A 23,064-nucleotide genomic window follows, 5' to 3' on the forward strand; every position below is an offset into this window, starting at 1 on the left:
ATGACGACGAACGATACCTACGAGCGTCGCTCGTACGGGCTGTGGCAAAAGCCCCGCAGCGCAGGCCTTTTCGGACTGCGCTGGGAAGAGACCGTGATCGGCTTCGTGGTGGTGATCACGGCGTTGATCACCGCGATGGTCGGCGGTTTCAAATGGGGTCTGATCGTCGGAGTCACCGGCGTCGTGATCATGGTTCCACTGGTGTGGCGGACCGGGGGCCGCTCGGGCTACGAGACGGGATTGATGATGTTCAACTGGATGCGCTCGCGCAAGAACGGCGAGCACGTGTACCGGGGTGGCCGGTTCTCCCGGATCCCGGGCGGTGTCACCCGACTGCCGGGTCTGCTCGCGCCGTCGAAGCTCTACGAGGGCATCGACGCGGGCGGTTACAGCTTCGGCATGATCCATCTGCCGCAGTTCGCCCAGTACACGGTGGTGCTGCGGGCGTGGCCGCAAGGCCACGAGGCGGTGGACCAGCCGGTGATCGATCGCTGGGTCTCGGCGTGGGGCACCTTCCTCGCCTCGGTCGGCCAGACCAGTGACATCGTCGCGGTCGTGCCGGTGATCGACACCGTGCCGGAGACGGGAAACCGTTTGCTCACCGAGGTTTCCACGATCACCCGGCCGGAGGCGCCGGAGCTGGCGCAGCAGGTGATGTACGAGCTCGCCACCGAGCTGCCGCAGGAGCGGGTGCAGCTGCTGCCGCGCGTGGCGATCACCTTCAAGGCCACCACCGCCGAGCGGCGCAAGAACCCGGCCGAGGAGGCCGTCGAGATCGGCCGCCGCCTGCCCGGCATCTGCGCGGCGCTGGCCGAGGCGGGCGTGCGCGCCCAGCCGATGTCGGCGGACGAGGTCATCTCGTTCATCCGGCGCAGCTACGACCCGGCCTCGCAGGCCGATCTGGAAGTCGCGTCGAGCGAACCCGATGGGCACGGCCTGGATTGGGCGGACGCGGGCCCGGTGTCGCACGACGAGAAGTGGGATCACTTCGTGCACGACGGTGGCCGCTCGGTCACCTGGGAGATGGACGCCGCCCCCGAGGGCGCGGTGGACGAGCGGGTGCTGCAACGCCTGCTCGCGCCCAATCCCGAAGTGCCACGCAAGCGCATCGCGATCGTGTACCGGCCGCATTCGGCCGCCGACGCCGCCGAGATCGTCGACGACGACTTCAAGAACGCGCTGGTGGCCCAGCAGAGCGAACGCGGTGTGGTGTCCGCGGCGGCGACGCTGCGGGTGGGCGCCACCCAGCAGGCTCGTGAGGAGCAAGCCCGGGGTCACGGTGTGACCCGCTTCGGGGCGTTGGTGACCATCACCGAGCCCCTGCGCGGCGACCTGCCGCGGATCGAAGCCATCACGCGCGACCTGTCCACGCAGGCGCGGTTGAAGATTCGGCGGTGTTACCGCTACCAGGCGGCGGCCTTCGCGGCTTCGCTCGGTTGCGGGGTGATCCTGCCGGAGCACGCGACTATTCCGAAGGCACTGGCGGGGTGAGTGATTCATGGCACGTGACTACGAGCCACCCGTACGGGACCGCGACGAGCCTGCGGCCCGGCGCGGTAGGCGGCGCGACGAGGACGAGTGGGGCGAGCGCCCGGCAGCCGAGCGTGGTCGCCGCGGCGTGCGGGAACGATCCGGCATCGAGGAGATGCCGGACCGCCCACGGCGATTCGGCAGGGGCGCGGCGCGGGTGAGCGGCGACGACCGGTCGGGAATCGAGGAGATGTCCGAGCGGGAGCGCGCACGGGAGGCGGCCGAGCGACGGGCGCGGTCCGAGAGCGCTCGCGCCGAGGGCGCGCGTCCTGAGCGGTCACGTGCCGAAAACGGCCGGGGCGAGCGCAGTTCGGATCGGGCGCGCGGGGACGCGGCCAGGACGGCGCGGGCGCGCGACGGCGCGAACCCGGCGCGCGGTGAGCGGTCGGCCCGTTCGCAGCAGCCGGATCCGCGGGCCGGGCGCGCGGCCCGCAACGGCAAGGCCGAGCGCGGCGTGCAGGACCGCAACGGGTCGCGGGCCGCGCGTAACCCGCAGCGCCCCACCAAGACCGACTACACCGCCGACCGGGCCATGGGCACGCCGGTGATGGACAAGGCGGCGCTGCGCGCGAAGGCCAAGGCCGACCGGCGCAAGACCTCCGGCCCGCCGCTGCTCGACGAGCCGACCCGGGCCAAGCTGGAGATGATCGTCCGCGAGCAGACCGGCCTGCGGGCGGCGTTCGCGCAGTTCCGGATTCGCACCGACGACATCCGCCGCCGCAACTACGCCGCGCGCGCCGAGCAGGTCTTCGAGGACGGATTCGACCGCAGCACCGCCCAACTCACCGATCGCGGCTACGCGGGGGAGGGCGGCGGCCGGATGAACGTGGTCGGCCGTCCCGTCGAATACCGCGCCACCACAGCGCAGGTCGCGGGTTTGTGGCCGTGGTCGGTCGGTGCCGGCGCGCCGCTGATCGGCACCCCGCTCGGCTCGCATCTGCACACCGGCGCGCCGGTCTGCTTCGACCCGATGAACTGGTTCATGCGCGGCAGCTTCATCACCGCGCCGAGCCTTTTCGTGCTGGGGCTCAACGGTTTCGGTAAGTCGTCGCTGGTGCGCCGGATCGTGCTGGGCGGCATCGCCCAGGGCATCACGCCGCTCATCCTGGCCGACGTCAAGCCGGACTATCGCAAGATGGTGGAGCTGGTCGGCGGCCAGGTGATCGACCTCGGTTACGGCCACGGCAAGCTCAACCCGCTCGCCGCGGGTGTGCTCGGCGCGGTGGTGCCGCGCCTGGATGATCATGCCGCCCTGCAGATTCAGGTGCTGCAGGATCTGCGGGCGCGTCAGGTCACGCTGATCGCGGGTCTGGTCGAACTGGTTCGTGGCGCGCGCGTGCGCGACTACGAAGAGACCCTCATCGCCACCGCCCTGCGCATCCTCTATCAGCCGGGCAGCGGCTACACCCCGGACCAGCCGCCGATCATGGAGAACCTGCTCGACGTGATCGTCGCGGGCGGTGAGGAATTGATGCTCGACGCCGGCGCCGACGACGCCGAGGAATACAACAACGCGATCAAGAACCTGCGTCGCTCGCTGCGCGCGCTCACCCAGGGCCCGTTCGGCGCGATCTTCAACGGGCAGACCTCGGTGCCGATCGACACCGGCGCGGTCGCGGTCTGCATCGACGTCTCGCACATCCCGACCGGCGACAAGAAGCTCAAAGCCGCTGTGATGCTGGCCTGTTGGGCGGACGGGTTCGCCTCGGTCGAGGCCGCGCACGTGCTGTCCGACGCCGACCTCGGCCCGCAGCGCTACTTCCAGGTGGTGATGGACGAGTTGTGGCAGGTGCTCGGCCTCGGCGACTTCATGGTCGACCGCGTCGACGAGCTCACCCGCCTGCAGCGCGGCATCGCCACCTCGCTGATCATGATCAGCCACACCATCAAGGACCTGCAGGCGCTCGGCTCCGAGGCCGCCATCGCCAAGGCGCTCGGCTTCCTGGAACGCGCGCGCGCCAAGATCTTCGGCGCGTTGCCCGGCGAGGAGGTCAAGCGGCTCGACAGCATCGTGCCGTTCACCTCCGCCGAGGAGCAGATGGTGACCGGCTGGTCCGCACCGCAGGCGCTGACCGGTGAGGCGCTCAAGCCGGGCCAGCAGCGGCCGTCGCCGCCGGGCACCGGCAAGTTCCTGCTGAAGATCGGTGAGGATCGGCGGCCCGGCATCCCGTTCCACATGGAGTTCACGCTCTCGGAGAAGGAGAGCGGCATTCACGACACCAACCAGCGGTTCAGCGAGTTCACCGAATCGACTGCCCGAGGGACGGATTCGCCGAGCGGGAGCGCCGCATGAGATATCAGCCGAGACGCCGGTTAGCTAGCTGCCGCCGCGCGGGGAGGTGCGTCGGATGATGCCGCACCGCTCCTACCGCCGGGTGTCGCCGGAGGTGCGCCAGGCCGCCGTGCAGCAGGTCGTCGCGCTCACCGCTCAGATGAGCAGTGAGTCAGAGGCCTGCCGGGTGGTCGCCGAACAGATCGGCGTGCACACCAACTCGGTGCGCAACTGGGTCCGCGCGGCCGAGGGCCCCAGCCTGGAGCGGATGGACGCCTCCGCCCTTCGCCGCAAAGTAGCGCTCCTGCAACAACAATTGGCGGCCGCCGCCGAAATGAACCGCACCCTGGCCGACACCCTCAACGAATCCCGGCGCGCCCAGTGACCCCCAACCCGACCCAAGGCGCCCTTCACCCCGTCTACCGGGCCGAGGGTGCCCTTCGGTCGCCTCGGGCTGTTCGGATGGCGGGCGCCTTGGGGTGGTCTGACCGGGTGAAGGGGGCCTTCGGTCGGGTGTGGGGCGGGGGGCCGGGGGCGGCGGGGGTGCGGTGACTGGGAAGGCGCTGCTGTGGGGAGCGCTCGGCGCGGTGCTTGCGTTGATGACGCTGGTGGTGGTGATCGTGCTGCCGTCGGTGGATGATCCGTGTGAGGGCTCGGCGTTGTTCGGTACCCCATCGAACTTGCCGCCGCTGGGCGGTTATCCGCCGGGGGATCCGCGCGCGAATCCGTCAGGGACACCGGCGAATCCGACCAGTGCCGCGTATCCGTTCGGCACCACGGCGAATCCGGCCGCTGCGGCGCCGTCGGGGCCGCAGGCGAATCCGACCAGTGCCGGTGCGCCGTCGCTGGCCGCGGGCGCCGGACCGATCCGTCGCACCATGCCGCTGGCCAAGGGCGCCTTCACGGTGTCGGACGTGTTCGGCGCGCGCGGCGGCACCCACCTCGGTGTCGACCTGGCCGCCGCCGACGGCACCACCATCTACTCGGTGTCCGACGGACGCGTGGTCGCCGCCGGTCCCGCATCGGGCTTCGGCAACTGGGTCGTCGTCGACTCGGTGGACACCAACGGCCGCGCCTACTCCGCCGTTTACGGCCACATGTGGGACACCGGCGTGCACGTGCGTGTCGGCGACACGGTGACCGCGGGCCAGCCCATCGCCCAGGTCGGCTCGGCGGGCGAATCCAGCGGCCCGCACCTGCATTTCGAGATCGTCCCCGGCGGCCGGTTCACCGGCGGCCGCCAGATCGACCCGCTGCCTTGGCTGGACGGCGCGCCCACGCCGGATGTCGGTGGTGCACAGGCCTATTCGAGCGATCCGCGGTGCAGCCGTGGCTTCGGCAGCGCGGGTGGCGCGCTGGCCGCGGGCAAGGTGCCGCCGGAGCTCGAAATCTGGTATCGCCGTGCGGGTTCCCTCTGCCCACAGATCACCCCCTCGCTGCTCGCCGCGCAGGGCAAGCAGGAATCCGGCTTCCGTCGTGGCGCCACCTCGCCCGCGGGCGCGCAGGGTCTGGCACAGTTCCTGCCGAGCACTGCGGTCAGCGTTGACCCGGATGACGGTCAGCCCTACGTGATCGACGCCGACGGCAACGGCACCGCGAGCCTCTGGGACGACGGTGACGCGATCATCGGGCAGGGCCGCTACATGTGCGCGATCGCGCACAAGATCGTGCAGTGGGAGGCCGAGGGCAAGGTGCGCGGCGACGTCACCGCGTTGACCCTGGCCGCCTACAACGCCGGTGAGGGCGCGGTGCTCGCGTCCGGCGGCATGCCGAATCAGGTGGCGGCGCACCTGTCCGAGACCCAGCCCTACGTGGCGAACATCCTCGCGATGGAGGCGCAGTTCCGCGCGCCCGGCGCGCTCGGCCGGTTCGATCCGAAGCAGGGCGGCGGCGGCAACCAGATCGTCGAGGCCGCGCACGACTGGCTCGGACAGCCGTACGTGTGGGGCGGCGGCGGGCCGGCGGGGCCCAGCGGCGGTGGCATGGACGGGCCCGGCCTGACCTCGGCCGCGGTGTTCGCGGCCTCGTCCGGCTCGGTGACCTTGCCGCGCACCGCCGAACAGCAGTGGGAGGCCGGTGTCGAGGTGCCGATGGGCAAGATCAAGGAGGGGGACCTGGTGTTCAGCGCGTTCGGGCCGCGCGGGCCCGCGCAGGTCGGCATCTACTCCGGCAACGGGCGGATGATTCAGGCCGTGCCCGGCATTCGTGGTGGCGGTGGGGTCGGCGAGGTGCAAGTTCCGGGAGACAGCCGGGCGAGGAGGGTGTTGTGAGCTCCCGATCCGAACATGCGACGTCGGGACTGCCGAACTGTCGGTCCATGCGGCTAGCCTGGAATGACGGCGGCGCGAACGACGGGCCCGGAGGCGGTAGCTTGCGTAACCACGCAGGGCCCCGAGCGCGCCGCCCATCAAATGCAGCACAGGTACGCGCGAAACTGGTGGTGATGCTGGTGGTGAGCGTCGCGATGCTGGGTGCAGCCTGTAGCAGTGGGGGCCGTGACGACGCGGGATCCGGTGGGGCGCACCCGGCCACGTCAACGACCCGGCTGCTGGAGGGTGTGCCCGCACCCGATCCGGTCACGCCCGACGGTGTCGCGGTGGCCGCGCTGAAGGAGATCTACACCTGGCAGCCTGCCACCGAAACCCAGGGCGCTTCGCTGGCACGCGGTCGGAAGTGGTTGGGCCCCAGCTTGATTCGCGTGCTGGACGGTACACCAACCGGACTGGAGACGCCCAAGACGACGCTGCAGTGGGCGGATTGGGCCACCGCGAAGGCGACCGTCGAGGCGTTCACCTTCGCCTCCGGCGAGAAGGCGCCGAGCGGTGGCGACCCGAACCTGCAGCAGTTCAAGATCGGGATCGAGCAGACCGTCGTCTACCCGGACGGCCGCAAGGAACCGTTACCGCCCGCGACGGTCATCGCCACCGTGGTGCGCACCCCCGACGGCTGGCGGCTCGACGCGTTCCGCTGAACACCAAGACATTTCCCGTACCGACATTAGGAGGCAGCCATGGCGAAGAAGGTGGTGAAGGATCCGGCCGCGGTCGGGCCGGACACGACCATGATCATGCTGTACGCCGGCATCGCCGTGGTGGCCACGCTCTGGATCGCGCTGCACCTCGGCAACATGCTCGCGGTGACCCCGCAGTCCATCCCGATCAACCCGATCGCCATCGTCGCGGATCTGGTCAGGGGCAAACTGCATTGGCCGCGCGCGTCGACGGTGATCGTGCTGCTCGTGGTGGTGGCGCTGGTGGCATGGGTGGTCATCCGCAAGCGGCTGGCGAAGCGCAAGACGATCGGCGTGCTCCCGGTGGACGAGAAGGCCGACGTGATGGGCCAGGGCAGCGCGATCGCCCACCTCACCGGGAAGGGCGTGCGGGAGAAGGCGAAGCAGCTCGGGGTGCGGCTCGGTAGCGAGGACGTGCCCGGCGTGCCGATCGGCATCGGGATCGCCGACAACGAGATGCTGTACGGCTCCTACGAGGACCTGCACCTGGACATCTGGGGCCCGCGCCAGGGCAAGTCGACCTCGCGGGTGATCCCGGCGATCCTCACCGCGATCGGGCCGGTGCTGGCCACCTCGAACAAGCGCGACGTGGTGGACGCGACCCGAGATGTGCGGGAAGCCAAGGGCAGTCCCACGTTCGTCTTCGACCCGCAGGGCGTCGCCGGCGAGGAGCCGAGCTGGTTCTGGGATCCGCTGGCCTGGGTGGATGCGCGCCGTGAGGGTTGCGAGATGCGCGCGGCGCGGCTGGCCGGGCACTTCGCCGACGGCGACGACGGCTCCGACGCGAAGACCGACGCGTTCTTCGACCCGGAGGCCGAGGATCTGCTGGCCGGTCTGTTCCTGGCCGCGGCGGTCGGCGACCGCAACGGCAGCAGGCCGATCGTGCAGGTGTGGGAGTGGGTGACCAACCCGCAGGATACCGAGCCCATCGAGATGCTGCGCTCGGCCCGCCACCACTACACGGCGTCGGGTCTTTCGTCCCAGTACAACACCGACGCCCGCACGCGCAGTGGCATTTTCGGCACCGCGAAGAAGATGATCCGCTGCCTCAAGCTGTCCAACGTGCACCCGTGGATCACCCGCGGCGGCGATCGCCGAGAGTTCGACGAGCTGGAGTTCATCGAACGCAACGGCACTCTGTACAGCCTGTCGCTGGAGGGCCGCGGGTCGGCGGCGCCGCTGGTGAGCGCACTCACCGAGGCCGTGATCGACGTGGCGATGCGCAAGGCGTCGCAATCAGCCGGTGGACGGCTCGCCATCCCGCTGCTCGCGGTGCTCGACGAGGCCGCGAACGTGGTGCGCTGGAAGGATCTGCCCAAGCAGTACAGCCACTTCGGCTCGCGCGGCATCGTGGTGATGACCGTGCTGCAGTCGTGGGCGCAGGGCGTGCGCTGCTGGGGCGAGCCCGGCATGAACGCGCTGTGGGCCGCCGCGAACATCAAGGTGCTCGGCAGCGGGGTTGACGACACCAACTTCTTGCGCGAGCGGTCCGAGGCGATCGGCGACTACGAGGTGGTCTCCGCGTCGGTGTCGGAATCCTCTGGCGGCAAGAGCTATTCGCGTTCGCTCGGCTCGTCGAAGACGTTCAGCGTGCAGGCGCTGGCCCAGTTGCCGCGCGGTCGCGTGATCGTCTTCCCGTCCGGCGCGCCGCCGGTGTTGGTTCGCACCGTTCCGTGGTGGGAGGGCGAGTACGCTGCCGAGGTGACGAAGTCCATCTCGCACCATGATCCGCAGCGCAAGACGGAGATCGGTGACCTGATGCCGGGCACCCCTTCGCTGAGCAAGGGCACCCCGCCGCCGGAGTACGGGAAGATCGAGGAGGTCAGGCCACTGTGAGTGGGCGCAGCGAGCGAGCCTCGGACGCAGCACAATTGGTCATGACGAGGTCGAGCGCCAGTGAGGCGCGGCCATGACCGAACAGCAGCAGCAGCCGATGATCTACGCGAGTGTGGTGGAGTTCGTCGAGAACTATCTGAGCCTGGTGTACCGGCGCCAGGTCACCGATCTCAGCGACACGGTGTGGTGCCCGGAGTGGTGGCAGCACGCCGAGGCGATCGCCCGCCTGGACGCGATGTGGCGGGCCTGGGAGCACTTCCGGCTAGATGGCGCAACGGGATTGAGCGTGTGGTTCCTCGACCACGCCGATCCGCACATGGCCAAGCTGTTCGATCCGAAGGGGCCGTTCAAGTACTGCAGCGTGCGCAACGGGCACAAGGACATGCTCAGCCCGCTGCCGTTGAAGTCGCCGCAGCACGGGATGTTCGGTGACCCGACCATCGGCGACTTCCGGATGTAGCTCGCGGTACGAAAAGCAAACGCCCGCTTGATAAGCGGGCGTTTCTTTTGCGTCTGCTAACGGGTGCGTTCCAAGCCGCGGGACTCTTGCTCGCGTGCCCTGGTGACCGCCGGTGCCTCTTCGGGCCGGGTGCGTACCGCCTCGATCGGCGGCTGCGCCTGGCCTACTTCGATCAACATCCGTACCGCGGCGAGTTCCGGCGCGACACCCATCTTCGCCAGATGCGCGGCGATCGCCATGCGACGTTCGGGGGAGTCGTACTGCAGCACCGGCGGCTTGGCCTGTGCCGCAGCGGCGATGCCCGCCATGCGGGTCGCCTCGGCCTGGGCCGTGAAACGGTCCTTCTCCAGCGACACACCGCGTTCCGGGATCGGCCTCTCGATCATCCGGGCCAGCTCGGTGTTGCGCGGGTCCTTGGCCTTCGAGTCGCGGGCCTCGCGGATCTGCATCTCGCGAGCCTCTTTCATGCGAGCCTCGGTGACCTTGACGCGCGCTTCGGCTTCTTTTTGACCACGCTCGCGGGTCCGCAGTGCGACCAGGGTCGCAAGCTGCAACATAGTCCTCATCATGGCCGCTGTCTCGCGGCCGATGTCGTCCAGTTCCTCGGACATGGCTGCTCCCCGATGCTGCAGTGATCACTATGGATGTTGTGGTGCTTCGTCTGGACGCCGCCAGGGGACTGTAGTCCGTCCGACGATGCCCCGGCTGCAAACGCGGACACCGGGAGAACTCGTGTCGCCGCATTCCCTTGCTCGGGGGTCGCCCGTTTGAGGGGTTGCCACGCTACGCGAACTCCGTGTTTCGAGGTTACCCGAGAAAGCACTGTCGCAACCGTACGGCCGTGCCGCTTATCAGCATATATCGCACAATTCCGACAGTCTTGGTAACTCGCCGGACGAAATCCGGTCTGAGCCAACCCTTACCGAAGGATTAGGGTGCCCTTCATCTCAGCGACACGTGTCGGGCCCCGCACCGACGAATCAGCACGGGGCCCGAACGGTTTTCGCGGTCTCAGTCGAGGCGGACCGACTGGATGTCGACCGGCTGGCTCGGCTTGCCGTCGCCGGGGCCGTTGGAGTTGTCCTGGCCCGCCTTCGCGATCTTGTCCAGGGTGCCCATGCTGTTGTCGTCGACCGTGCCGAAGATGGTGTAGTTCGGCGGCAGCTGCGAATCGCCGTAGACGATGAAGAACTGGCTGCCATTGGTGCCCGGACCCGCGTTCGCCATGGCGAGCGTGCCGCGCTTGTACGCGATCGGCTTCTGAGCGGCCATCGGGTCGTTGGCGTCGAGCTGATCGGTCGGGTATTCGTTGTCGAACTCGTAGCCCGGTCCGCCCATGCCGCTCGCGGTCGGGTCACCGCACTGCAGCACCTTCAGGCCCTCGCTCGCGGTCATCCGGTGGCAGCTGGTGCCGTCGAAGAACTTCTGCGAGGCCAGGCTGACGAAACTGTTCACCGTGCACGGTGATTCGGCGTTGTTCAAGGTCAGGCCGATGGGACCCTGATTGGTCTCCATGCTGACGCTGACCTTGGCGTCGTTGCCGGTGGTCGGGATGCCGTCGGCCTTCGCCGGCTTGGTGGCCGGCTTGTCGGCGGGCTTCTGGCTGTCCTTGTAGACGCAGTTGACCATCGCGGGCTTGGCCGCCGCCGCGGGCGGAGCCGCCGCGGACGGTGCGCTGCTCGACTGGGTCGCGTCCTTCGCGTCGGAGCTGTCGTCGCCCTTGGTCAGGAAATACACGCCGGATATCGCCGCGACCAAAACGACAACACCGAGCACCGACCCGGCGATCGTGAGTTGCTTGCGCCTGCGTGCGCGCTCGGCCCGGTTGGCGAGCTGGCGCTCCAACTTGCGTTTCGCCGCTGCTCGCCGCTGTTCGTTGCTCGGCACTACCACGTTCCTCCCGTGTCCGGTTGTTACGGCATGAGAGTCTGCCATTTATTCCTGAGACTGCCCGACACTTCCTGAGAGCGGTGCGCCTCACACCCGGTCGGAAGTGCGCATAACGGACAACGACGGGCCCGGGGCATAACCGGTTGGACTTGACAGGGCGTGGTGGTGAAAACTGGACCATCGTGACCAAGACCAGCAGCTTTTCCGCCCCGAAGGGGGTCCCGGACTACGTCCCGCCCGGCTCGGCCGAATTCGTCGCGGTCCGCGACGGGCTCATCCGCGCCGCCCGACTGGCCGGGTACGGACATATCGAGCTGCCGGTTTTCGAAGACACCGGGCTGTTCGCGCGCGGCGTCGGCGAGTCGACCGACGTGGTCAGCAAGGAGATGTACACCTTCCCCGATCGCGGCGACCGCAGCGTGACGCTGCGCCCCGAGGGGACCGCAGGTGTGATGCGGGCCGTGATCGAGCACGGGCTCGATCGCGGGCAGCTTCCGGTGAAGTTGGTCTACAACGGGCCGTTCTTCCGTTACGAGCGCCCTCAGGCCGGTCGATACCGGCAGCTGCAGCAGGTCGGCATCGAGGCGATCGGCGTGGACGACCCCGCGCTGGACGCCGAGGTGATCGCGATCGCCGATGCGGGCTTCCGCGGGCTCGGGCTGGACGGTTTCCGGCTGGAGCTCACCTCGCTCGGCGACGAGACCTGCCGTCCGCAGTATCGGGAACTGTTGCAGGAGTTCCTGTTCGGGCTGCCGCTCGACGAGGAGACCAAGCGGCGGGCCGAGCTCAATCCGCTGCGGGTGCTCGACGACAAGCGGCCCGAGGTGCGCGAGATGACCGCGGACGCGCCGCTGATGATCGATCACCTGTCCGAATCGGCCAAGACGCACTTCGATCAGGTGCTCGGATACCTGGACGCACTCGGGGTGCCGTACGTGGTCAATCCGCGGATGGTGCGTGGGCTCGACTACTACACCAAGACCACGTTCGAGTTCGTGCACGACGGGCTCGGGGCGCAGTCGGGGATCGGCGGCGGCGGGCGCTACGACGGGCTGATGGCTCAGCTCGGCGGACAACCCTTGTCCGGCATCGGATTCGGGCTCGGCGTGGACCGCACCGTGCTCGCGTTGCAGGCCGAAGGGAAGACCGCGGGCGAGGCCGCGCGGTGCGAGGTGTTCGGGGTACCGCTGGGTGATGCGGCCAAGCAGCGACTGGTAGTGCTTGCCGCGCAACTGCGTTCGGCCGGGATCAGTATCGATTTGGCCTACGGCGGGCGTGGCGTCAAGGGCGCGATGAAAGCGGCCGACCGGTCCGGTGCGAAGTTCACCCTGGTGCTCGGGGATCGCGATCTTACCGAGGAGACAATCGGTTTGAAGGATATGGCAACCGGGGAACAGCGCCAGATCCCGATCGATGAGGCGGTCGTCGCGATCCGCGAGGCACTCGACGTTTCGTCCTAGGTCCTGGGACCGGGCGCGACGGAACGGCGGCAACGTCTCCGAAGGGCGCACTCCACCGGACGTGCGGGGGTAACGTAACTGCGCGCACGGCGTGGCGCCGGAGTCACGGAGAGGTGGGCCTGTGTCGTCGAATGCTGGTGAGCAGCACACGGATCCACCCGTCGGGCTCGACCTCGTCGCGCCCGAGATGTACGCGCCGATGCTCCGCAGGCTGGCGCTGGCCGCCGCGGGCATCGGTATCGGCGCCGCGCTGCTGGCGGCTACCGTGGTCAACTGGCCGATCGCGGTGGCCATCGGACTGGTCGTCGGCGCGCCGACCGTCGGTTACGCGGTCGCCCTGCGCCGACGTCGAATGTGGATGGCGGGCACCGTGATCCACGCCCGCCGTCTCTTCGGTGAGCGTCAGATCGAGGTATCCGCAGCCACCGGCGTCGAGGTCCTGATCTTCCCGGCCCGGCTCAGCCGCATCGTGCTCCGAGTCACCGCAGGCGAAATCTCCCAGATCATCCCCCTGGCCATGTACTCCGACGCGGGCAGCGGCCGCGAAATGCACCTACTCGGCCTGCGCCGCCTGGCCGACGCACTGGCCACCAGCCACCTGGCCGCCGCCGTGGCGGTCTCGTCGCTCCTGGTCCACCAACTACGCGCCGAAGCCCGCGACGCCGCCCTCCCCGAACGCCCCCTATACCGCGCCGTCCAAATGGCCCGCACCAAAGACGCAGTCTCTCCGGTAGTCCTCACCGACGGCGAGGTCGCCGCCCTCACCTGACCTTCACCGCGCAGTTCGTCGCCCGCCGCGCACGTAATCGCTGGCAACTCGGTGCGCGCAACGCGAATACATGCGCAGCGCAAGCCGAGCGACATGCCACTGATAGTCGTAGAGTCGACGCACACGGCGGCGTCCGCGCGCCTGTTTTCTCCCGACGCGTACGAAATTGCGGGCAATTCTGTGCGCGCGAGGCCAGTTCGTGCGCGGCGCTGACACCGGCGGCCGATCGTCCTGTCGCCGGAGGTGCCGCCCTGCTGCGCATGGTGTCGCTCGCCGCGCGCGGTTTCGCGGGTCGCGCATGGCTTTGCTGGCGAATTCGTGCGCGCGAGGAGAAGGTGTGCGCGGCGGGTGGTGTGGGGTGTTCGGCGGTGACTGTCGTGTTGCTCACCGTGTGGTTTCGGGGGCGGTGCGAGTCGTTAGGGTGAGATTCGAGAGTCCGCCTATCGCTAGGAGTTTTGTCGTGAACACCGCAGCTCGGACCGCGCCTGTGACCGTTGCCGTGACCGGAGGGGCGGGGCAGATCGCCTACGGGCTGCTGTTCCGGATCGCGTCCGGGGCGATGCTCGGTGCGGATACTCCGGTGCGGTTGCGATTGCTGGAGATTCCGGCTGCGGTGGCGTCGCTGGAGGGGGTGGCGATGGAGTTGGAGGACGGGGCGTTTCCGCTGTTGGAGTCCATCGATATCAGTGACGATCCGTGGGTGGGGTTTTCCGGGGCGAACGTCGCGGTGCTGGTGGGTGCCCGGCCGCGCACGGCGGGGATGGAACGGTCGGATCTGCTGGCCGCCAACGGCACGATCTTCACCGAGCAGGGCGCCGCGATCAACGCGAGTGCCGCCGATGACGTGAAGGTGCTCGTGGTCGGCAATCCCGCCAACACGAACGCGTTCATCGCGATGAACAACGCACCCGACGTCCCGGCCGAACGGTTCACGGCGATGACCCGCCTCGACCACAATCGCGCGATCGCACAGCTGGCCAAGAGGACCGGCGCGCCCGCGGCCGACATCGCCCGAGTTGCCATCTGGGGCAACCACTCCGCGACCCAATTCCCGGACATCGCGCACGCCACCATCGACGGCCGTCCAGCCCTCGACCGCATCGGCGACCAGGCGTGGCTGACCGAAGACTTCATCCCCACCGTGCAACAGCGCGGCACCGCCATCATCCAGGCCCGCGGCGCCTCCTCGGCCGCCAGCGCGGCCAGCGCCGCCCTCGACCACATTCACGACTGGGTCCGCGGCACCGCCGTCGGCGACTGGGTCTCGATGGCCGTCCCGTCCGACGGTTCCTACGGTGTCCCCGAGGGCCTGATCAGCTCGTTCCCCGTCACCTGCGCCGACGGCAGCTACACGATCGTCCCCGACCTGCCGATCGACGACTTCGCCCGCACCCGCATCGACGCCAGCGTCGCCGAACTCACCCAGGAGCGCGACGCGGTGATCGACCTCGGCTTCGCCAAGCGCGCCTGAGTCTTTCGGCTAGGCGACGGTCCAGGTTTCCTGGCCGGAGAGCAAGGTCTGCAGTGAGTCCTGGTCGACCGGCTTGCGTTCCCGGGCGGTTGCCGTCTGCGCGCGCACGCCGTCGTCGTAGGTCGGTCGGCTGACGCTGCGGAAGATGCCGGTGACGACGTGGTCCAGGCCTTGGTCGGACAGCCGGGAGAGTGCGTAGGCGTATTCGGGGTTGTCGGTGTAGGCGTCGTGCACGACGATGTCGGATTCGGCGACGGTGTTGGTATCGACCACTTTGAGGCCGAAACCGCTTCGCACAACGGCGAATTCGCCCTCGGCACCGAAGCGGATGGGCTCGCCGTGGTGCAGCGGGACGAGGTGGTCGGCGGCATTGTCGCGGCGCAGGGCATCGAACGAGCCGTCGTTGAAAATCGGGCAGTCCTGCAGGATTTCGACGAACGACGTGCCGCGATGTTCGGCGGCGGCGCGCAGCACCTCGGTCAGGCCGGCGCGGTCGGAGTCCAAAGCCCTTGCGGCGAAGGTGGCTTCGGCGCCGAGCGCGATGGACAGCGTGTTGAACGGGTGGTCCACCGAGCCCATCGGGGTCGACTTGGTGATCTTGCCCTCTTCCGAGGTCGGCGAGTACTGGCCCTTGGTGAGACCGTAGATTCGGTTGTTGAACAACAGGATCGTCATGTTGACGTTGCGGCGCAGCGCGTGGATGAGGTGGTTGCCGCCGATGGACAGCGCGTCGCCGTCGCCGGTCACCACCCAGACCGACAGGTCGGGGCGGGTCACCGCGAGCCCGGTCGCGATGGCGGGCGCGCGACCGTGGATGGAGTGGATGCCGTACGCCTCGAGGTAATACGGGAAGCGGCTGGAGCAGCCGATCCCGGAGACGAACATCAGGTTCTCCCTGCGCAATCCGAGCTCGGCGAGGAAGCCGCGCACGGTCGCCAGAATCACGTAGTCACCGCAACCGGGGCACCAGCGCACCTCCTGGTCGGTGGTGAAGTCCTTCACCTTCTGCGGGCCCGGTGCGGTCGGCACGCCGGACAGCCCAGTCAGGCCTAAATCGGTGCCGACAAGCGAGGTTTCCACGATGGTCATTCGGTACCCCCGGTCGTGACGTAGCTGGCCCGCGCTCGGGCGGCGAAGGCCTTGTCCTGTTCCATCTCCTCGATCGAGCCGTCCAACGCGGCGTCGATGACCCCGACGAGTTCCTGCGCGGAGAACGCGGTGCCCGCGATCTTCGTCCACGGCCGCACATCGACCAGGTACTTCCCGCGCAGCAGCAGCGCGAGCTGGCCGCCGTTCATTTCCGGCGCGACCACCGTGCGATAGCTCCGCAATACCGCACCGAGGTTGGCGGGCAACGGATTCAGATGCCGCAGGTGCGCCTGCGCGACCGGCACGCCACGACGACGCGCCCGGCGACAGGCCTCACCGATCGGTCCGTACGAGCTGCCCCAGCCGATGATCAGCAGTTCGGCCCGCCCGTCCGGATCGTCGACCTCGAGATCGGGCACGCTGATTCCGTCGATCTTGGCCTGCCGCAACCGAACCATCAGTTCATGATTGGCCGGCTCGTAGGAGATGTTGCCGCTGCCGTCGGCCTTCTCCAACCCGCCGATCCGGTGCGCGCGGCCCTTGGTGCCCGGCACGGCGAGCGGCCTGGCCAGGGTTTCCGGGTCGCGGGCGTAGGGCTGGAACGGATCGGCGTCGTCGCCGTCGGGCTCGAACGCCGGATCGATCGGCGCGAGGTCGGTGACCCGCGGAATCGACCACGGCTCCGACCCATTCGCGATCGAGCCGTCCGACAGCAGCAGCACCGGTGTGCGATAGGTGAGCGCGATCCTGGCCGCCTCGACCGCGGTGGCGAAGCAGTCGGCGGGGGAGCGGGGTGCCAGCACGGCGACCGGCGATTCGCCGTTGCGCCCGTACAGCGCTTGCAGCAGGTCGGCCTGCTCGGTCTTGGTCGGCAGGCCGGTGGACGGCCCGCCGCGCTGCACATCGATCACCAGCAGTGGCAGTTCGGTCATCACCGCGAGGCCGATGGTTTCGCTCTTCAGCGCGAGCCCCGGCCCCGAAGTGCTGGTGACGCCGAGCGCACCGCCGAGCGAAGCGCCAAGTGCCGCACCGATTCCCGCGATCTCGTCCTCGGCCTGGAAGGTGGTGACGCCGAAGTTCTTGTGCTTGCTCAACTCGTGCAGGATGTCCGAGGCCGGGGTGATCGGGTACGTGCCGAGGAAAACTGGCAGTCCTGCCAACTGACCCGCCGCGACCAGTCCGTACGCGAGCGCGGTATTGCCGGTGATCTGCCGGTAGGTGCCCGGCGGCAGTTTCGCGGGCGCGATTCGATAGGTGGTGGCGAAACTTTCGGTGGTCTCGCCGTAGTTCCAGCCCGCCCGGAACGCCAGCACATTGGCCTCGGCGATATCCGGTTTCGCGGCGAACTTCTCCCGCATGAACTTCTCGGTGCCGCCGATCGGCCGCCCGTACATCCAGGACAGCAGGCCGAGCGCGAACATGTTCTTCGCGCGCTGGCCGTCCTTCTTGCCGACGCCGGTGGACTCGGTGGCGCCGAGGGTGAGCGAGGTCATCGGGACGCGGTGCAGCACGAAATCGGCGACGGTGCCGTCGTCGAGCGGGTCGGCTGCGTAGCCGACCTTGGTCAGGTTGCGCTTGGTGAACTCGTCGGTGTTGACGATCACCGTGGCGCCGCGCGGCAGATCCTCGAGGTTCGCCTTCAGCGCGGCCGGATTCATCGCGACGAGCACGTCCGGCTGGTCGCCCGCGGTGAGGATGTCGTAGTCGGCGATCTGGATCTGGAACGACGAAACGCCAGGCAGTGTGCCCTGTGGCGCCCTGATCTCGGCGGGGAAGTTGGGCTGGGTGGCGAGGTCGTTGCCGAACGCGGCCGCTTCGTGCGTGAAACGATCACCGGTCAGCTGCATGCCGTCGCCGGAGTCACCGGCGAACCGAATGACCACCTTTTCCAATTTCGCTGCGTCGGCAGTGTTTTGGGCTGTGCCGACCTCGTTGTGATGCGAAACCATCTGCCTGCTTCACTTCCTCGTCCATGAGAGGGTGCCATCGCCAACGTACTCCGCACCGGGCGGTGCGTCCGCCCGATATGTGAGGTTCACTGGTAATGCGTGAAGTTCACCGGCAGCCGGTGCTCGAGGCGTCAGCCGAACAATGCCAGCTGCGGGTCGGCAGCGTGGGGATTTTCCGGTGGTGTCACCGGTTCCGCCGGTATTTCCCGTTGCAAGGCGTGTCGTTGCAAGAGCGGATCCAGTCGGCCGCGTAGCCAGCTCGCGTACTCGGGCGTCACATAAGCGCCACGGCCGTACAGCTGACGGTAGCGGCGGACCAGCGCCGGATGCTGCTCGGCGAGCCAGCCGAGGAACCAGCCGCGAGTGCTGCCGCGCAGGTGCATCGGGAAGGCGACGGCCGATCGGGCGCCGGCCTCGGCGATCGCGCCGAACAGTCCGTCCAGGTGATCCTTGCTGTCGGTGAGATACGGAATCACCGGCGCCACCATGACATTCACGTCGAAACCGGCGTCGGTGAGCGCGCGCACCATCTCCAGTCGGGCCTTCGGCGACGGGGTGCCGGTTTCCAAACTGCGATGCAGGTCCAGATCGAAGATCGCGATCGACACCGCCACGCTGACCCGCACCTCGCGCGCGGCCAGGGTGAGCAGCGGCAGATCACGGCGCAGCAGGGTGCCCTTGGTGAGGATGGAGAACGGCGTGCCCGAATCGGTGAGGGCACGAATGATGCCCGGCATCAACCGGTATCGGCCCTCGGCCCGCTGATAGGGATCGGTGTTGGTGCCGAGCGCGACCGGCTCCCGATGCCAGGAGCGCCGGTTGAGTTCCTTGCGCAGCACCGCCGCGATATTCGTCTTCACCACGATCTGCGAGTCGAAATCCTTGCCCGCGTCCAGATCCAGGTACTCGTGGCTCGGGCGGGCGAAGCAGTAGCGGCAGGCGTGGGAGCAGCCGCGCATCGGATTGATCGTCCAGCCGAACGGCAGACTCGAGCTCTCCGGCATCTTGTTCAGCGCGCTCTTGCACAGCACCTCGTGGAAGGTGATGCCCTCGAACTCGGGTGTCTGCACGGTGCGCGTCAAACCCGCCCGGGTGAGCCCGGGCAGCGCGCCGTCGTCGGCGTCGAGGGTTTGGCTTTGCCACCGCACCGATCCAGTCGAACATATGTTCGGCTGATGCGCAATCTGCTGCGCGCTAGCGGTCAGCGCGAGTCAGGCAATTCGGTAGCGGGCTCTGGTGCGGAGGCGCTTGCCCTGGGGGCCGAGGATGCTGAGGAATTCGACCGGCTCGGTGTCGGCGTTGCCGAACCAGTGCGGTAGTTCGGTGTCGAATTCGGCGGCCTCGCCTGCGTTGAGGACGAGGTCTTGGTCGCCGAGTACGGCCCGGAGTCGCCCGCTGAGGACATAGAGCCAGTGGTAGCCGTCGTGCGAACGCGGTTCGGGTTGGATGTCGTTCGGGCCGCCCGGCAGGACCTGCTTGAACACCTGTAGCCCACCGGGATTGCGCGCCAGCGGGATGACGGTCATTCCGTTGCGGCTGAACGGCTGCGGGTACACCCGGGGATCGCCGCTGGCCGGGGCGCCGACGAGTTCGTCGAGCGGCATCCGATAGGCCTTCGCCAGTCGCAACAGCAGGCCGAGGCCGGGGTTGCGCTGCCCGGACTCGAGCCGCGACAGCGTGCTGATCGGAATGGCGGTGCTCGCCGACAATGCCGTCAATGTGGTCCCTCTGCGGCGTCGTAACCGGCGCAGTCGCGGGCCGACCGCAGCCAGCACGGCCTCGAACTCGTCACTCATACGGTCACTGTGCCCAGGGGGTGCCGGTTCCGCAAAGTGAGTTTGCCGATCGTCAAGACGCGGGTTTGTTGTCAGCTGTTGACCAGCCGCTCCGGGTGCTGTTCAGGCGATCTGCCGGGTGTCCGGGGTCAGCGGGGTCGGATCGGCGAAGAAGGCGACGAGGTCGCGGACGGTCTCGTCGGTGGGGCGTGGGCGGTAGCCGAGTTCGCGTTCGGCTTTGCCGTGATCCACCACGGGGGCCGAAATCAGTGCGCCCAGTGCGGCTTTCGAGACGATGTCGGATTTGAAGAGCTTGCCGATCGGCGCGAGCACCGGGATCGCGCCTGCCACGAGCTTGGGGGAGATGGAGAAGCGCGGGCCGCGCTTGCCGCCATGATTGGCAGCAAGTCGGCAGAGGTCGAGCATCGAGATCATCTCGCCGCCGAGCAGATAGTTCTCGCCGGTGCGGCCGCGCTCCGAAGCCAGGATCAGGCCCTCGGCGACATCGCGCACGTCGACCAGGTCGAAGCCGCCGCCGATCATCGCCGGAATGCGGCCCTGTGCGGCGTCTTTCAGCGTGCGGTTGATACGGGACAGCGGCTTGCTGTAGTCGAGGGGGCCGAACACGCCGGTCGGGTTGCACAGCACCGCGTCGAGGCCCTGGTCGATCACCTTGCGGAGCGCGACCTCGCCCGCCCATTTTGAGCGGTCGTAGACGGGGAGCGCGGAATCCGTCGAGCGCGGGGCGCTCTCGTTGATGCTGCCGCCGCAGCTGTACTGGTTGAACGCGTGAATCGAGCTGGCGTGCACCATCCGTCGCACGCCGACCTCGAGCGCGGCCTCGGCGACGACCCGGACGCCCTCGGTGTTCACCTTCCAGGCCAGGTCGTTCTTCTCGGCGAGGGTGATCACCGCGACCAGGTGGTAGACGACCTCGGCGCCCTGCAGCGTCTCCCGCATCGACGCCGGGTCGAGCACGTTGCCGCTGACCCAGGTGACGTTCGGCTCCTCGGCCGTCGGTGGCACCGCTCGATCTATGGCCGTGACTTCGTGGCCGCGCGCGACGAGCAGGCGGAGCAGATTCGTGCCAAGGTAGCCGGCTGCGCCGGTCACTGCGACCTTCATGGCATCGAGAATATAGAACTTGTTCTAATTTGCAACACGTTCCAGTTCCTTTCCATTCCCACTGCCAACCTCGGCATTCCCTCTGTGAACGTCGCGATGGGCTCGAAAGTTGCCGGGACCGTCCGCTATATTGAGCCCATCCGTAGCGGTCATGCCGTTCGGCAATGGGCAGCCGGTGACGACGAAGAAGTTCACGACACTGATGTGCACGACGATTTGGGGGGCAACTCGATGAGTGATCTCTCGGTAGAGACCGACGCGGTCCGGGCGTTCGCCGCCACGAACGCGGGCATCGCCGGTGATCTTGCGGGGGCAGGTAATTTCGACGCGGTCAAGAACGTCTCGGCACTCGTGCCGGTGTTCGGATTGATCGGGGCGGATTACCTGGCGATGTTCGCCGCGGCACAGGTGCTGCAGGCGAAGGACATCAACGATCTTTCGGCCAAGTACAACAAGCTGTCGGAGTCCGCGTTCAGCGCCGCCGCGGCGTACGACGCGACCGACTGGTCCGGCGCCGGCGCGCTGAACGCCATCGGCAACCAGATCGGCGGCGCCGTATGAAGCCGCTCGACAGCGGGGTGATCGCGCCCGAGGAACTCGCGATGGCGCACTCCGCCGATCAGCACGTGGCCATCGCCCAGCAGGCGGTGCTCGACGCGACGCACAACTCGGCGGCCCAGGCCATCCTCGATGTGCCGCTCGGCCAGGTGCCCGACGATATGCCGCCGTTCGAGCCGCCGGAGTTCGTGCTGTCCAAGCGGCTCAGCGAAGACCAGCACAACGCGCTCGGTATGCCGGGCGGCATGCCGGGGCTCAACGGCAATCAGACACCGGACGCGCAGGGCATCTCCGGTGTCCCGTCCGATGTTTCGGCCCTGCTCGGAGATACGCACAACGCGCTGCAGCACGTCGCCGCTCCGGTGCACCAGGCACTCGACCAGGCCACCGGCGTTCTGAACGGCGCCGTCGGCTCCACGCCGAGCACCGTCGCCGCCGCGATAAGCCAGGCCACCGCCGCCATCCCGACCTCGCTGCCCGCCCTGCCCGCCGACCCGGTCGCCGCGCTCATGCAGGGCATCTCGGTGCCCGCGCTGCCCGGCGTCGACATGCTGATCAAGCCGATCCTCGATCTGCTCAGCAGCTTCGGCACCGGCGTCATCGGCGCGCTCGACCCGACCGCGATCCTGAGCCAGTCCTCCAAGGTCATCGACATGGCCATGCAGGTCGGCAAGGGCAGCATGACCACCGTCGAACAGCTGTGGCAGAGCCAGGCCGCGCGCAACGCGCAGGCCACCAGCCAGCAGAACAATGTCCAAGGCCAAGAGACCAGCAAGCGCGGCATCGACATCTCCGACCTCACCCAGAAGGCCGCCGCGGTGGTGCAGCAGGGGAACGGGCAATTGCTCACCGTCGCTTCGTCGTTCGCCACCCAGGCGGCCGCGATGGCGCCGGTGATCCTGACCCCGCCCGCCCAGGCCGCGCTGATGGCCTCGGCCACCGAGCACCTCGGCCAGGCTGTCGGCATCGTCAATGCCACCCGCGGCGATCTGGCCGGCAAGACGGGCGAGCTGAGCGGCATGGTGCAGCAGCTGGTCGCGCCCGGCGGCGGGCCGGCCCCGCAGGAGGTCGCGCAGGCGCTTGCGCAGAACGTCGGCCAGCCGATCCTGGAGCAGGCGCAGTCGACCGCGTCGGACACCGCGACCCAGGCCGCGGGCCTCAATTCGCCTACCGGCACGCCGAATTCGACCACGGCCGCGTCGGTGACCAGCCCGAGCAGCCCGAGCACCACCAGCCACGGCATCCCGACCGGTGTGCCGGGTTCCCCGAGCCGGACCGGCGCAGGCAGCCCGAGCAGTCGCCCGAGCACCCCAGGCATTTCGTCGATGCCCAAGGTCACCGCCCTCCCCGGCACCAGCATGTCGCCGATCCGCCCGATCAGCGGCGTCCCCGGCAGCACCGGCTTCGGCCCCGGCGCGACCGGTTCGCCGAGCACCAGCGCTGCGGGCACCGGAGCGGGCAACAGCTTCATGGGCGGCGGCGCCGGTGCCGCGGGCGGCCAGCGCGGCGAGGACGAACACTCCCGCACCGTGCAGCCCTACCAAAGCGCCACCGGCAACGACGATCTCACCGGCCCGCTCGGTGAATCCACCCCGGACGTCATCGGCGCCACCCACTCCGACGAGATCGTCACATCGGACTACGAACAGGACCAGTTCTAACGGATCATCCAGCACAGCCCGACCCGAGCAGCGAAAGTTCGCTCGGGCCGGGCTGTTCGCCGTCCGGATAGTGCGTCGCCGAAAATCCGCACTCTCTCTCGGGATCTGCACTCGGGCGGATTCAAGGAGTCATTGCAACGCTGCTGATCTGGGAGTGTTGTGATGGTTCGTGTGTCGGGTGTTGTGTTGAGCCGGTTTTGGGGGTTGGT

19 protein-coding genes are annotated in these 23,064 nt (G+C 68.4%); 12 read left to right on the forward strand and 7 right to left on the reverse strand.

The annotated features are described in order from the left end of the window. The 7 genes from ABZ942_RS05380 (at nt 1) to ABZ942_RS05410 (ending at nt 9,108) form a co-directional block, all read left to right on the forward strand. Nucleotides 1-1,491: an SCO6880 family protein gene (locus ABZ942_RS05380; RefSeq protein ID WP_357379408.1), complete on the forward strand. Its 1,491-nt coding sequence runs from the start codon at nt 1-3 to the stop codon at nt 1,489-1,491. 7 nt (nt 1,492-1,498) lie between these two features. Continuing rightward, nucleotides 1,499-3,823: a hypothetical protein gene (locus ABZ942_RS05385; RefSeq protein ID WP_357379266.1), complete on the forward strand. Its 2,325-nt coding sequence runs from the start codon at nt 1,499-1,501 to the stop codon at nt 3,821-3,823. A 55-nt stretch (nt 3,824-3,878) separates the two neighbouring features. After that, nucleotides 3,879-4,187, forward strand: a complete 309-nt coding sequence (locus tag ABZ942_RS05390; protein ID WP_357379268.1) for a transposase — start codon at nt 3,879-3,881, stop codon at nt 4,185-4,187. Between the two features lie 163 nt (nt 4,188-4,350). Then, nucleotides 4,351-6,072, forward strand: a complete 1,722-nt coding sequence (locus tag ABZ942_RS05395; RefSeq protein ID WP_357379270.1) for a peptidoglycan DD-metalloendopeptidase family protein — start codon at nt 4,351-4,353, stop codon at nt 6,070-6,072. Nucleotides 6,073-6,245: 173 nt separating this feature from the next. Beyond that, nucleotides 6,246-6,773 (forward strand): hypothetical protein, encoded by a 528-nt coding sequence (locus tag ABZ942_RS05400; RefSeq protein WP_357379272.1) that lies wholly within the window; start codon nt 6,246-6,248, stop codon nt 6,771-6,773. A 39-nt stretch (nt 6,774-6,812) separates the two neighbouring features. Next, nucleotides 6,813-8,648, forward strand: a complete 1,836-nt coding sequence (locus ABZ942_RS05405; protein WP_357379274.1) for a TraM recognition domain-containing protein — start codon at nt 6,813-6,815, stop codon at nt 8,646-8,648. Nucleotides 8,649-8,721: 73 nt separating this feature from the next. Next, nucleotides 8,722-9,108 carry a DUF4913 domain-containing protein gene (locus ABZ942_RS05410; RefSeq protein ID WP_223885542.1) on the forward strand — a complete coding sequence of 129 codons (387 nt, stop codon included), beginning with the start codon at nt 8,722-8,724 and terminating at the stop codon, nt 9,106-9,108. 56 nt (nt 9,109-9,164) lie between these two features. Here the strand turns inward: ABZ942_RS05410 and ABZ942_RS05415 are convergent, their stop codons facing one another. Then, a complete protein-coding gene (locus ABZ942_RS05415; protein WP_357379276.1) occupies nt 9,165-9,719 on the reverse strand; it encodes a hypothetical protein in 555 nt (184 codons plus the stop codon). Between the two features lie 400 nt (nt 9,720-10,119). After that, nucleotides 10,120-10,995: a peptidylprolyl isomerase gene (locus tag ABZ942_RS05420; protein WP_357379278.1), complete on the reverse strand. Its 876-nt coding sequence runs from the start codon at nt 10,993-10,995 to the stop codon at nt 10,120-10,122. Between the two features lie 185 nt (nt 10,996-11,180). Here ABZ942_RS05420 and hisS point away from each other — a divergent pair, with 185 nt between their 5' ends. From hisS to ABZ942_RS05435, 3 genes are all read left to right on the forward strand, one after another. Beyond that, the gene (gene hisS, locus ABZ942_RS05425) at nt 11,181-12,458 is read left to right on the forward strand and encodes a histidine--tRNA ligase (RefSeq protein ID WP_357379280.1); all 1,278 of its coding nucleotides are present in this window, start codon (nt 11,181-11,183) and stop codon (nt 12,456-12,458) included. Between the two features lie 121 nt (nt 12,459-12,579). Continuing rightward, the gene (locus tag ABZ942_RS05430; RefSeq protein ID WP_357379282.1) at nt 12,580-13,227 is read left to right on the forward strand and encodes a hypothetical protein; all 648 of its coding nucleotides are present in this window, start codon (nt 12,580-12,582) and stop codon (nt 13,225-13,227) included. A gap of 460 nt (nt 13,228-13,687) precedes the next feature. Then, nucleotides 13,688-14,698, forward strand: a complete 1,011-nt coding sequence (locus tag ABZ942_RS05435; RefSeq protein WP_357379284.1) for a malate dehydrogenase — start codon at nt 13,688-13,690, stop codon at nt 14,696-14,698. Between the two features lie 9 nt (nt 14,699-14,707). Here the strand turns inward: ABZ942_RS05435 and ABZ942_RS05440 are convergent, their stop codons facing one another. The 5 genes from ABZ942_RS05440 to ABZ942_RS05460 form a co-directional block, all read right to left on the reverse strand. Then, nucleotides 14,708-15,787: a 2-oxoacid:ferredoxin oxidoreductase subunit beta gene (locus ABZ942_RS05440; RefSeq protein ID WP_357379285.1), complete on the reverse strand. Its 1,080-nt coding sequence runs from the start codon at nt 15,785-15,787 to the stop codon at nt 14,708-14,710. Continuing rightward, complete coding sequence (locus ABZ942_RS05445) at nt 15,784-17,736, reverse strand: 2-oxoacid:acceptor oxidoreductase subunit alpha (RefSeq protein ID WP_357379287.1); 1,953 nt, start codon at nt 17,734-17,736, stop codon at nt 15,784-15,786. Before ABZ942_RS05445 ends, ABZ942_RS05440 begins: the two co-directional genes overlap by 4 nt. Before the next feature lie 131 nt (nt 17,737-17,867). Continuing rightward, the gene (locus ABZ942_RS05450) at nt 17,868-18,884 is read right to left on the reverse strand and encodes an Rv2578c family radical SAM protein (RefSeq protein ID WP_357379289.1); all 1,017 of its coding nucleotides are present in this window, start codon (nt 18,882-18,884) and stop codon (nt 17,868-17,870) included. 63 nt (nt 18,885-18,947) lie between these two features. After that, entirely contained in the window at nt 18,948-19,532 is a 585-nt protein-coding gene (locus ABZ942_RS05455) for an XRE family transcriptional regulator (protein WP_357379291.1), read from the reverse strand. A gap of 102 nt (nt 19,533-19,634) precedes the next feature. Beyond that, a complete protein-coding gene (locus tag ABZ942_RS05460; RefSeq protein ID WP_357379293.1) occupies nt 19,635-20,636 on the reverse strand; it encodes an NAD-dependent epimerase/dehydratase family protein in 1,002 nt (333 codons plus the stop codon). On the opposite strand from ABZ942_RS05460, the gene ABZ942_RS05465 reads away from it, so the two are divergent. Together ABZ942_RS05465 and ABZ942_RS05470 are read left to right on the forward strand one after the other, a co-directional pair. After that, nucleotides 20,562-21,197, forward strand: coding sequence for a type VII secretion target (locus ABZ942_RS05465; protein WP_357379295.1), 636 nt, complete (start codon nt 20,562-20,564; stop codon nt 21,195-21,197). The two genes, ABZ942_RS05460 and ABZ942_RS05465, sit on opposite strands and share 75 nt — an antisense overlap. Beyond that, nucleotides 21,194-22,855, forward strand: coding sequence for a hypothetical protein (locus ABZ942_RS05470; RefSeq protein WP_357379297.1), 1,662 nt, complete (start codon nt 21,194-21,196; stop codon nt 22,853-22,855). Before ABZ942_RS05465 ends, ABZ942_RS05470 begins: the two co-directional genes overlap by 4 nt. Nucleotides 22,856-23,064: the final 209 nt, after the last annotated feature.

Source organism: Nocardia sp. NPDC046473, assembly GCF_040645995.1.
Classification (GTDB): domain Bacteria; phylum Actinomycetota; class Actinomycetes; order Mycobacteriales; family Mycobacteriaceae; genus Nocardia.